The 10,186-nt window shown below is 71.9% G+C and carries 11 protein-coding genes and 1 pseudogene; 5 read left to right on the top strand and 7 right to left on the bottom strand.

All coding sequences use genetic code 11. From position 1 onward, the window contains the following. Positions 1-372 precede the first annotated feature (372 nt). A complete protein-coding gene (locus B7X32_RS14090) occupies positions 373-588 on the top strand; it encodes a hypothetical protein (protein ID WP_292720791.1) in 216 nt (71 codons plus the stop codon). A 2-nt stretch (positions 589-590) separates the two neighbouring features. Here the strand turns inward: B7X32_RS14090 and B7X32_RS14085 are convergent, their stop codons facing one another. Beyond that, positions 591-1,352, bottom strand: coding sequence for an SDR family NAD(P)-dependent oxidoreductase (locus B7X32_RS14085; RefSeq protein WP_292720788.1), 762 nt, complete (start codon positions 1,350-1,352; stop codon positions 591-593). A gap of 101 nt (positions 1,353-1,453) precedes the next feature. On the opposite strand from B7X32_RS14085, the gene B7X32_RS14080 reads away from it, so the two are divergent. Further along, the gene (locus tag B7X32_RS14080) at positions 1,454-2,308 is read left to right on the top strand and encodes a helix-turn-helix transcriptional regulator (RefSeq protein ID WP_292720786.1); all 855 of its coding nucleotides are present in this window, start codon (positions 1,454-1,456) and stop codon (positions 2,306-2,308) included. Positions 2,309-2,317: 9 nt separating this feature from the next. Here the strand turns inward: B7X32_RS14080 and B7X32_RS14075 are convergent, their stop codons facing one another. Beyond that, complete coding sequence (locus B7X32_RS14075) at positions 2,318-3,388, bottom strand: HAMP domain-containing sensor histidine kinase (RefSeq protein WP_366246995.1); 1,071 nt, start codon at positions 3,386-3,388, stop codon at positions 2,318-2,320. Positions 3,389-3,617: 229 nt separating this feature from the next. Continuing rightward, positions 3,618-4,268: pseudogene (locus tag B7X32_RS14070) on the bottom strand (response regulator transcription factor); the annotation flags it as partial. An 86-nt stretch (positions 4,269-4,354) separates the two neighbouring features. Here B7X32_RS14070 and B7X32_RS14065 point away from each other — a divergent pair. Beyond that, positions 4,355-5,122, top strand: a complete 768-nt coding sequence (locus tag B7X32_RS14065; RefSeq protein WP_292720781.1) for a M15 family metallopeptidase — start codon at positions 4,355-4,357, stop codon at positions 5,120-5,122. 26 nt (positions 5,123-5,148) lie between these two features. Here B7X32_RS14065 and B7X32_RS14060 read toward each other — a convergent pair whose 3' ends face one another. Continuing rightward, positions 5,149-5,643, bottom strand: coding sequence for an SRPBCC domain-containing protein (locus B7X32_RS14060; RefSeq protein ID WP_292720779.1), 495 nt, complete (start codon positions 5,641-5,643; stop codon positions 5,149-5,151). A 16-nt stretch (positions 5,644-5,659) separates the two neighbouring features. On the opposite strand from B7X32_RS14060, the gene B7X32_RS14055 reads away from it, so the two are divergent. After that, positions 5,660-5,983 carry a metalloregulator ArsR/SmtB family transcription factor gene (locus B7X32_RS14055; RefSeq protein ID WP_292720776.1) on the top strand — a complete coding sequence of 108 codons (324 nt, stop codon included), beginning with the start codon at positions 5,660-5,662 and terminating at the stop codon, positions 5,981-5,983. A 48-nt stretch (positions 5,984-6,031) separates the two neighbouring features. Here the strand turns inward: B7X32_RS14055 and B7X32_RS14050 are convergent, their stop codons facing one another. Continuing rightward, positions 6,032-6,712, bottom strand: a complete 681-nt coding sequence (locus B7X32_RS14050) for an SDR family NAD(P)-dependent oxidoreductase (RefSeq protein ID WP_292720774.1) — start codon at positions 6,710-6,712, stop codon at positions 6,032-6,034. Positions 6,713-6,805: 93 nt separating this feature from the next. On the opposite strand from B7X32_RS14050, the gene B7X32_RS14045 reads away from it, so the two are divergent. Then, a complete protein-coding gene (locus tag B7X32_RS14045; protein ID WP_292720772.1) occupies positions 6,806-7,216 on the top strand; it encodes a helix-turn-helix domain-containing protein in 411 nt (136 codons plus the stop codon). Positions 7,217-7,265: 49 nt separating this feature from the next. Here the strand turns inward: B7X32_RS14045 and B7X32_RS14040 are convergent, their stop codons facing one another. Next, the gene (locus tag B7X32_RS14040) at positions 7,266-7,949 is read right to left on the bottom strand and encodes a DsbA family oxidoreductase (protein ID WP_292720770.1); all 684 of its coding nucleotides are present in this window, start codon (positions 7,947-7,949) and stop codon (positions 7,266-7,268) included. A 125-nt stretch (positions 7,950-8,074) separates the two neighbouring features. Beyond that, positions 8,075-10,069, bottom strand: a complete 1,995-nt coding sequence (locus B7X32_RS14035; RefSeq protein ID WP_292720768.1) for a DUF5107 domain-containing protein — start codon at positions 10,067-10,069, stop codon at positions 8,075-8,077. Positions 10,070-10,186: the final 117 nt, after the last annotated feature.

The following is a 10,186-nucleotide window of genomic DNA, read 5'->3' as shown; positions in this document are numbered from 1 at the left end:
GTCCGCAGGTCGGGACCCCTGATCTCGGCCTGTCGATTCCCATCGTCGTGTTCGCGGTCGTCTCCATCTTCGTGGAGCGGGCGAGGTGCGGCCGGACAGGGTTCCGGCCGCACCGAATCCCGCAGATGCGGAGCTTCGGACTCGTCGCAGAGCCGATACGCGCGATATCAAGATGAAGGAGAACTCTCGTGAGCGGGAAACGAAGCGGCAGGCACAGCGGGAGCAGGGGGAGCGTCCCCTTCCGTCGCCATTGGCTCCTCGACGAATCCGCCGGAGCGCCCGTCTGGAGCATGGTCCTCTTCGCCCTGATCCTCATCGGGCTGGGCATTCTCGTCTTCGCTGTGGCGCGACTCGGGTAGCGCGGTGCGAATCATGCAAGAGGGCACTGAACTTCTGGAGCTCGAACAAGACGATGAACGGGATGGAGGCACGCTCGGCGCGTCGATCGTCTCTGTCGCTGCGATGATCGGCGTCCAGCTGATCGGCGCCGTCATCGTGGCGGCCGGCATCGCCGCGGCCTGGGCACTCATCGCGAGCACCTTCGGGCCGTCGGCCGCGGCGCTCGGGCGTTCCCTCGGATTGGGATGATCTCAGGCGTCGCCGTGCGGATCCAGCCGGTTCACGGTCGCGACGGTCTGCGCGTAGTCGCCGCGCACCTCTCCGAAACGGAGCAGCTTCACGTTCTCCACGAGGATCTCGTGCGCGTCGGGCTGCGCCGCGATGAGCGCCATCGTCTCGTCGACGAAGTCGTCGAGCGGCATCGCGAACGGGCTCTCGCTCTGGCCGGGCATCAGTTCGGTCGCGACGGCGGGCGGGACGAGTTCGAGCACCGAGACGCTCGTGCCGTCGAGCTGCAGCCGGATCGACTCGGACAGCATGTGGATCGCGGCCTTGGTCGCGTTGTAGGTCGGCGTGACGCGCAGCGGGGTGTGCGCGAGGCCGCTCGAGACCGTGACGATCGTCGCGGCCGGGCGGCTCTGCAGGTGCTCGATGAGCGCCGCGATGAGCCGGATCGGACCGAGCAGGTTGGTCGTCACGATCTCCTCGGCATCGGCGAGGAAGCCGTCGCCGCGCCAGTCCTCGACGCGCATGATGCCGGCCATCGCGATCAGCACGTCGAGCTCGGGGTGCCGGGTGACGACCTCGGCGGCGGCCGCGCGGATGCTCTCGGGATCGGCGGTGTCGATGCGCACGGTGTCGAAGCCGTGCTCGGCCGCGAGCTGCCCGAGGATCTCCGCGCGGCGCCCTCCGACGATCACGGTGTTGCCCGCGGACTGCAGGCGCAGCGCGAGGGCGAGGCCGATGCCGCTCGTCGCGCCGGGGATGAAGACGGTGTTTCCGGAGATGTTCATGACTCCAGGCTCGGCGGGATCCGCGCCGACGATAAGAGACCGGGCGATCGGGGGATCCGCGATCCCTGGTTGCGGATCCGCCGCCGTCGGACAATGGATCCATGGACCGTATCGCCCTCGCCGACTTCCTGCGCCGCCGCCGCGAGGCGCTGCGCCCGGGCGACGTCGGCCTGCACGAGGGGGCGCGCCGTCGGGCGCAGGGCCTCCGCCGCGAGGAGGTCGCCCAGCTCACCGGCATGTCCGTCGACTACTACACGCGCCTGGAGCAGCGGCGCGGACCGCAGCCGAGCGAGCAGATGCTCGCAGCCCTCGCCCGGGCCCTGCGGCTGACCGCCGACGAGCGCGACTACCTGTTCCGCACCGCGGGGCACTCGGCGCCCGACCGGCACAGCACGCTGCCGCACGTCGCGCCGGCCCTGCTCAGGGTGCTGGATCGCCTGGACGACACCCCGGCGCTCATCCTCTCGAACCTGGGCGAGACGCTCGTCGCCAACCGGATGGCGCAGGCACTGCTCGGCGATCCGTCCGAGCGCACCGGCCTCGCCCGCGGCGACGTCTACCGCTGGTTCACGGATCCCGCCGCCCGGGCGGTGTACCCCGAGGCCGACCACGCGCGGCACGCCCGCGCCCAGGTCGCGGGGCTCCGCGCCGCATACGGCGCGACGGGAGCGCGGTCGCGGGCGGGCGAGCTCGTGCGGGCGCTGCAGGCGGAGAGCCCCGAGTTCGCCGAGCTCTGGGAGCGGCACGAGGTCGCCGTCCGCTTCGAGGACCACAAGACCCTGGTGCACCCCGAGCTCGGGCCGATCGAGCTCGACTGCCAGGCCCTCTTCACCGAGGACCAGTCGCAGGCCCTGCTCGTGCTCACCGCCCCGCCGCGCACGGATGGCTGGCAGAAGCTGCAGCTGCTGTCCGTGATCGGCGCGCAGCGGTTCGAGGCCGCGGGCGAACCGCGCTGACCGGGGTCCTCAGGCCAGCGGGAAGGTCGCCTCGACGCGCAGGCCGCCCTCCGGCCGTGCGGTCAGGACGAGGGATCCGCCCAGCACCTCCACGATCGACCCGGCGATCGCGAGGCCCAGACCGGATCCGCCGTGCGCGCCGTCGCGCGTGCGGCCGGCGCCGCGCTGGAACGGCTCGACCAGGGTCGCGACGACCGCGGGGTCGAGCCGGTCTCCGGAGTTCTCCACGATGAGCGCCCCCTGACCGCCGAGGCTGACCGTGCGCACGGTCGCCGAACCGCCGGAGTGCAGGTTGTGCACGAGCGCGTTCTGCACGAGGTTCAGCGCCAGCTGGTCGAGCAGCGCCGCATCCCCGTGCACGAAGACGGGGTCGCCGACCACGTCGAGCCGCACGTCGTGGGAGGCCGCGACCTCGTGCAGCAGCTCGACCGCGCCCTCCGCGGCGAGGGAGAGGTCGACCGGGGTGCGCGCCGGCGGGCGGGCGTCCAGCCGCGCGAGCAGCAGCAGCGCCTCGGTGAGCGCGATGGCCCGTTCGTTCGCGGCGCGGAGGCGCACGAGCAGCTGCGGGACATCGGGATCCGGATCCGCGTCGGCGACGTCGAGCAGCGCGCGGGTGATCGCGAGCGGGGTGCGCAGCTCATGCGACGCGTTCGCCGCGAACCGGCGCTCGCGCTCCAGGTCGTGCTGGATCCGGTCGAGCATCCCGTCGAACACGTCGGCCAGACGGCGGAATTCGTCGTCGCGGCCCGGCAGCGCGATCCGCGCATCGAGGTCGCCGTCGCTCACGGCCTGGGCGGTCGCGCCGATCGCGGTGAGCGGACGGAGCACCCGGCCGGCGAGGATCCAGCCGCCGAGCACGCCGAGCGCGATGAGCCCGAGGAACGCCCAGGTGGCCGGAGGCACGAACGCGCGGATGATGTCGGTGCGGTTCGGCGCCCAGCTCGTGCCGGCGATCGGATCTGTGTTGTAGACCGTGCCGTCCGGCACGTAGCGCAGGAGCCACAGCGCGACGACGCCGAGCAGCACGGCGCCGGCCACGGCGACGAGCGCGACGTAGCTGAGCGTGAGGCGCCAGCGCACCGACAGCCCGACGGCCCTCGCGGGGCGCGGCGGGAGCGCAGGGCGCGGCGGGAGTGCGGGTCTCGGCGGGACGGCAGGCGTCGGCGGAACCGCGGGGCTCGGCGGCGCGTCAGGCATTCCCCGTCCGTCCCGGAAGCGTCGCGTTCTCGGCCGTCGTCTCGTCGTCGCGGACGTCGTCGGCGCCGCCCGCCTCCGTGCCGATCCCCTCGGCGCCGACCGCCTCCGTGCCGATCCGGTAGCCGACGCCCGGCACCGTGAGGATCACCCAGGGCTCGCCGAGCCGCTTGCGCAGGGATGACACCGTGATGCGCACCGCGTTCGTGAACGGATCCGCGTTCTCGTCCCAGGCGCGCTCGAGCAGCTCCTCCGCGCTGATCACTCCGCCGCCGGCCTCGACGAGCACCTGCAGCACGGCGAACTGCTTGCGGGTGAGGGCGACGTAGCGCCCGTCGCGGTAGACCTCGCGGCGGAACGGGTCGAGCCGGATCCCGGCCAGCTCGTGCACCGGCGGCGTCGATCGCGGAGCACGTCGCGCGAGCGCCCTGATCCGCAGGATCAGCTCGCGCATCTCGAAGGGCTTGGTCAGGTAGTCATCGGCGCCGAGTTCGAAGCCGCTCGCCTTGTCGTCGAGGCGATCGGCGGCGGTGAGCATGAGGATCGGCAGGCCGGATCCGGAGGCGACGATCGCCTGCGCGATGGCGTCGCCGCTGGGGCCGGGGATGTCCCGGTCGAGCACCGCCACGTCGTAGGCGTTGATGTCCAGCATCTCCAGGGCGACGTGCCCGTCTCCGGCGGTGTCCGCGGCGATCGCCGCGAGACGCAGTCCATCACGGACCGCTCCGGCCAGGGCGGGTTCGTCCTCAACGATCAGCACGCGCATGCCAGAAGCCTAAGCACACCGGCATATCGCGGGCGTATGCGAAATCGCGTACGGCCGGGCAACGTCCGTCCCGATGGGGTGGAGGCATGGACACGAACACCTCTGCTCTGCGACGACCGGGACCCGTGCCGGACGGGATCCTGCACCGGGATCCGGACGGCGGACGGACGCACACCGCTCCGCAGACTCCTGCCCCGCCGCATGCGTCGTCGCGGAAGCCCCGGCGGCGCCGGCGGCTGTTCCGGTTCGTCGTGACGCTCACGGTGCTCGCCACGCTGGGGGCGGGCACCACGGCCGCGGTCATCACGGCCGCTGTCACCGCGCGACCGGACTATCCGGGGACGGTGACGGCGGGCGGGGGCGACGGGTCGGCATCGGCGCGCAGCGGCGGGACGCCGACCGCCGAGGACGGCTACCTCGCCGATGGCGACTCCGTGGCGCTGTCGGACGCGGTGCCGGCGGTGGCGAACCTGGATCCAGGGCTGCGCGAGGCCCTCGGGCAGGCGCTCGCCGCGGCGGAGGAGGACGGGCTCGAGCTGCGCGTGGCGAGCGGCTGGCGCTCTAAGGCGTATCAGGCCTGGCTGCTGCGCGACGCCGTGCGCACCTACGGATCCGAGGCGGAGGCGGCGCGCTGGGTGGGCACGCCGGAGACGTCGCTGCATGTCAAGGGCCAGGCGGTCGACATCGGCCCCTATGACTCCGCGGACTGGCTGAACCGCCATGGGGCGCAGTTCGGGCTCTGCCGCACCTACGACAACGAGGCCTGGCACTTCGAGCTGAGCCCCTCCGCGATCGACCAGGGCTGCCCGCCGATGTACCGCGATCCGACCGAGGACCCCCGCATGCGCGGGTGAGCGGGAGGCTCTGGTGCTGCCGCGTCCTACTTGTAGAAGCCCTCGCGCAGGTTGATGCCGTGCTCGAGCCAGGCCTTGAGGGCCGCGAGCATGCCGGTCCACCCCTCGCAGTTGCCGAAGGCGCTCTTCGCGCCGCCCGCGGTCGCCCGCCAGCTCGACTCGGTGATCGTGACGAGCGTGCGCGCACCGCCGTCGATCGGGGCGAACTCGAACACCGTGCGCGTGGTGCCGGTGTCGTTGCTGCCGGGGGCCGCCGCCCACTCGATCACGATGCGCTCCGGCGCCGTGGCCTCGACGACGACGACGGGGAAGCGCCCGGGGAAGTCGGCGAAGTCCCAGCTGACGTCGGCATCGGCTTCGAGGCGGCCCTGAGCGCCGCCGGTGGTGAAGTAGTGCGAGAGCTGCGCCGGATCGGCGACGGCCTCGTAGACCTCCGCGGGCGGCCGCGAGACGCGACCCGAGACGGAGAAGGACAATTCGCTGAGCGGAGCCATGTCCGCAGTGACTTCGATCTGAGACATGTTGTAAGATTACAACATGAATGCGGAGAGGGGAACCGGCGACGACGATCTCGTCTTCAAGGCGCTCGCCGCCCCCATCCGGCGGAGGATGCTCGATGCGCTGCGCGAGGCCCCGCGCACCACGGGCGAGCTGTGCGCCTGCTTCCCCGAACTCGACCGCACGACCGTGCTGCAGCATCTGAAGGTGCTCGAGCGGGCCGAGCTCGTGATCGGTCGCCGCGAGGGCAGGGAGCGGCACCTCACGCTCGCCCCGCTGCCCATCAAGCGGATCCACGATCGGTGGATCGGCGCTTATGCGGCGGCCGCCGTCCAGTTGCTGGACGACCTCGACCGGGGCTGACCGGGGCTGACGCCGGAGGGCACGCGGTCGTTCACGGACCGTCGTGGGTCACGCGGCGGCGTAGGGGTGCTCCGCACCATCGCGGGTGCTGTAGAGCCTCCAGTAGTGCTCGGCGATGGTGTCGGGTCGGCTCTCCGGGCCGCCGGCGCCGATCCAGGCGAAGATCGGCACGTGGGCGACGTAGACGCCGGTTCCGGCGGTGGCCCGGTGCAGCGTGAGGGCGTAGGTGCGCAGGGCCCCCGACCCGATGGCGGTGGCGGCGAACTCGGCGTGTCCGGCCAGCGGATCCATCGACGATCCGCCGGTGGTGTAGATGATGGTCCCCGAATCGCGCTCGATCATGCCGGGCAGGACCTGCTGGGTCGCGGCGAGACCGCCATAGAGGTAATAGTCGATCTGGGGCTGGATGGCGCCGCGGTCGGCCTCCAGGGGAGTCGCGTTCCGCAGCCCGGGCACGGGGTTGTGCGGGGCGGGCGAGTACTCGAGGACGTCGACCTGGCCGAAGCGCTCCTCGATGCGGTCGAAGGCTGCGGCGACGGAGGCGGGATCCATGACGTCGGCGGCGAACCCCGCCGCCTCGATCCCGGCCTCGGCCAGTTCGGCGGCGAGGGCGTCGATCTTGGCCTGCGTCCTGGAGACCAGGGCGACGGAGAAGCCGCGGCGGCCGAAGGTCTTGGCGATGGACAGTCCGAGGCCGGATCCGGCTCCGACGATGGCGATGGTGGGCATTTCTGGTTCCCTTCGATTGGTTACATACTTGTGGTGCGGCAGCAGACCATTGGTGCTGTAAGCGGGAGTTCACGGGTGCGGAGGGCGGACGGGATGGCGACAGCGAGGACGATCAGCGGGCCGTGCCGGGCCTGGCCGGAGGAGAGCGCGTTCATCCGCGAGGTGCTCGACCGGATCGGCGACAAGTGGACCGTTCTGATCATCAGCACCCTCGGCTCCGAGCCGTTGCGCTACTCCGACCTGCAGGCGAGCATCCCCGGAATCTCGCAGCGGATGCTCACGGTGACGTTGAAGGCGCTGGAGCGCGACGGGCTGCTCACCCGCACGGCCTACGCGGAGGTGCCGCCGCGGGTCGAGTACGACCTGACCCCGCTGGGCCGCTCACTGCTGGAGGCCGTGATGACGCTCGCGGGCTGGGCCGCCGACCATCACGAGGACGTCGCCGCCAGCCGTCACGAGCACGAGCTGACCGGCGTCGGCAGGGCGAAGGCGGCCAGGGCGTAAGAGTCTGCGCCGTCGAGGACGGTCGGCGCGGGGATCGACGTCTTGCCGCTCATGCCTGCGTCTCCTCGGATGCGAGAGCCTCGACCACCTGGTCGAGAGCCTGGCCGTAGAGCGATACCGACTGTGCGCCCGACGCAGCGATCCGGCGGCCGAAGACCGTGAAGGGCACGCCCTGCGCGCCCAGTGCCATGCCCTCGGAGACATCGGCCCGCACCTGGTCGGCGAACTCGTCGCCGGCGAGGACCTCGCGCACACGATCCCCGTCGAGGCCGAGCGACTGCGCGATCTCGATCATGGCCTCGGCCTCGTAAGGGTTGATCTCGCCGGAGAAGAACCGGTCCTGGATCCGTGAGAAGAACTCCAGACCCTTGCCCGACTGCTCTGCGAAATGCATCACGCGGTGCAGATCGAACGTGTTGGCGTTCTTCCGGTCGAGATCGAACTCCAGGCCCTCGCCGCGGGCGATCGACTGGATGCGCTCCTCCGCCTGACGGACGACCGATGGGTCGCCGCCGTGCGTGCGCAGGAACACGTCGGCGATGGGCTCCGGCTCCTTGGGGGAGTCGGGGTTCAGCTCGAAGGAGCGGATCTTCAACTGGAAGCGGCTCGCATCGGATCGGGCCTCGATCGCGCGCTGGAGCCGGTGCTTGCCGACGTAGCACCACGGGCATCCCAGGTCGGCCCAGACCTCGACCACAACGGGCGCCTGACCGGCCGTGCTGTTCTGTTCCATGCTCTTTACCTCACTATTGGTTCGTAACCCCATTGTGAGTGTGCATGAGAAGGCTTGCAAAAGGCACTTCGAAGTGCGTGGCGGCCGCTGGCCGTGGCTGCGAAGTCTCGTGCTCCCCGGCCGCGTCAGTCCCCCGGCGCCATCTCGAAGTCGTACCAGGCCGGCACCGGACGGTCGCCGAAGGCCTCGTGCCAGAGGGCGGACATGCTGAGCTCGCCCTCGCGCAGGTTCGGCACCTCGAAGCGCTCCTCGAGGATCCTGCCCGCCGTCTCCCTGTCTCCGGTGGCGAGGGCCGCGCGGACCTCCACCACGCGGAACCGTCCGAGCGCGCGCATCTCCGCCGGCAGGGTCGCGAGCAGCGTGCGCACCTCGTCGGCGCGACCGTCGGCGAGCAGGGCCTCGGCGAGCTCCAGGGCGAGGGGAGTGAGGTCGGGGGCGAGTTCGCGCGCCTCGGCGAGCCGGTCGATGCCCTGCGCCTGCGCCGCGGTGCCGCCGCCGTCGGACTGCCGCAGCGCCAGCGCGAGCCCGCGCAGCGCCCACGCGGTGCGCCGGTGCCGCAGCGACGCCTCGTAGTGCGAGATCGCGGTGCCGTGTTCGCCGCGCGCATGCGCGCCCACGGCGCGGTGGTAGTGCGTGAGCCAGGTGGACGGCGCCTCCGCCAGCACGTGGTCCCACTCGTCTCCTGTGACGTAGGACGCCGGAGCGACGGACGGATCCGGCTCCGCGCCGTCGGCGATTCCGGTCGCGTCGCCGTCGAGGAGCCCCGCCCAGTAGACGCCCTCCTCGCTCTCGCGCACGAACCGCACTCCGGGCAGCGCCGCGAACGTCGACCCTGACCGCGCGGCGAGCTGCTGCTCGAGCGCGCCCCACGGCGAACCCACCGAGAGCAGCGCGTCCGGGGCGTCATCGGAGGCCGCCTCGAGGCGGGCGATGCCGGCGGATCCGGCCGCATCCGCCGTCTGCAGGACCTGCGCGCCGACGACCGCGACGTCCTCGGTCCAGGCGCCGTCGAGGCGCGGATCCGCGAGCTGAAGCGGGAGGAACGTCTCGGTCCACTCCCACGTCGCACCTCCCGGCATGCGCAGGTGCTCGTACTGCGTGGCGGCGAGTCCTGCCTGGATCTCGAAGTACGCGCCCGTCTCTCCGCCGAGCCAGTCGCACCAGTGGCGCCCGCCGGGGGTGTCGCCCCAGACGAAGAGCTTGCGGCCGGAGAGCCTCGGGGTGGAGACGTGGGCCAGGCCGGATCCATCCGCGTCGACGGCGGCGATCCAGGGGCGGGGCGACGGCGCGTCGTCGTCCTCGTCGACGGCATCGGCGGCCGCCGCGAGCCCCGGGGCGAGGTCGAAGAAGTAGTCCGCGGCGGCGGGGGCGGTCGCGGGGAAGCGCGGATCCGTCTCGGTCAGATCCACCCGGCCGAGGACGCCGTCGTATCCGGTCATGTACGCATGCGTCGCCGGGGCGAACACCCGGCTGCCCTCGGTCTGCGCGACGGCGATGTTGGTCCACCAGTACATGCCGGTCTCGCGCTCTCGGGGGTTGCGCACCCGCACCCGCACGTGCAGCGCGGCGCCGTCGAGCGTCGCATCGAGCTGCAGGATCAGCCCGCGCACGCGCTCGTACTCCCACATCCGCAGGATCGGCTCGCCGTCGGCGCCGGTGATCTCCGCCGCGTACAGCGGCGAGCAGGTCAGCGGCCAGTGCCCGCGCATGCCGATGTTCCACTCCGCGCCGCCGGAGAACCACGCATCGCGCAGCGCGAGGTTCGCCGGCTGCAGGATCGCGTTGCGGTACATCAGGTCGCGTCCGGCGTCCTTGTCGAGGAGGCGCACGAGCCTGCCTCCGAGGTCGAGCGCGAACTCCGCGCGCAGGTGCTCGTTCTCCAGCACCGCGACGCGCATCGGTGCCGGAGTGCGCTCACGGTCGTAGCCGTCCTGGAGCAGGTACGGGTGGATCGAGGAGACCTGCCCGTAGCGGATGTTCGCCGCCATCTCGGCGGGGAGGCCCTCCGTGGCGGCCTCGTACGGCGCCTGGGGCATCGCGGCGATCGCGGGGAGGGGGTTCGCGGATCCGACGGGGGCGGTGGGGAGGACGACCTGGGTGACGGTCAACGTTGCGCTCATCGTTCCCCAGTATCCTCGCCCGCCCCGCACCCCGGAAACCCCCGCCCCCCCTCTCTCCCCCTCTCCGACCCTCTCCCCCTCTCCCCCTCTCTCCCCCTCTCTCCCCCTCTCTCCCCC

Source organism: Microbacterium sp. 13-71-7, from assembly GCF_002257455.1.
Lineage (GTDB): Bacteria > Actinomycetota > Actinomycetes > Actinomycetales > Microbacteriaceae > Microbacterium.
Note: the sequence above shows the minus strand (reverse complement) of the source record. Positions and strands in the feature narration are given on the sequence as shown.

What these genes read in the sequence shown, in the direction of transcription:
- B7X32_RS14090 (WP_292720791.1), top strand. Translation starts at nt 373, where the DNA reads ATGCAAGAGGGCACTGAACTTCTGGAGCTCGAACAAGACGATGAACGG.
- B7X32_RS14085 (WP_292720788.1), bottom strand. Translation starts at nt 1,352, where the DNA reads ATGAACATCTCCGGAAACACCGTCTTCATCCCCGGCGCGACGAGCGGC.
- B7X32_RS14080 (WP_292720786.1), top strand. Translation starts at nt 1,454, where the DNA reads ATGGACCGTATCGCCCTCGCCGACTTCCTGCGCCGCCGCCGCGAGGCG.
- B7X32_RS14065 (WP_292720781.1), top strand. Translation starts at nt 4,355, where the DNA reads ATGGACACGAACACCTCTGCTCTGCGACGACCGGGACCCGTGCCGGAC.
- B7X32_RS14060 (WP_292720779.1), bottom strand. Translation starts at nt 5,643, where the DNA reads ATGTCTCAGATCGAAGTCACTGCGGACATGGCTCCGCTCAGCGAATTG.
- B7X32_RS14055 (WP_292720776.1), top strand. Translation starts at nt 5,660, where the DNA reads ATGAATGCGGAGAGGGGAACCGGCGACGACGATCTCGTCTTCAAGGCG.
- B7X32_RS14050 (WP_292720774.1), bottom strand. Translation starts at nt 6,712, where the DNA reads ATGCCCACCATCGCCATCGTCGGAGCCGGATCCGGCCTCGGACTGTCC.
- B7X32_RS14045 (WP_292720772.1), top strand. Translation starts at nt 6,806, where the DNA reads ATGGCGACAGCGAGGACGATCAGCGGGCCGTGCCGGGCCTGGCCGGAG.
- B7X32_RS14040 (WP_292720770.1), bottom strand. Translation starts at nt 7,949, where the DNA reads ATGGAACAGAACAGCACGGCCGGTCAGGCGCCCGTTGTGGTCGAGGTC.
- B7X32_RS14035 (WP_292720768.1), bottom strand. Translation starts at nt 10,069, where the DNA reads ATGAGCGCAACGTTGACCGTCACCCAGGTCGTCCTCCCCACCGCCCCC.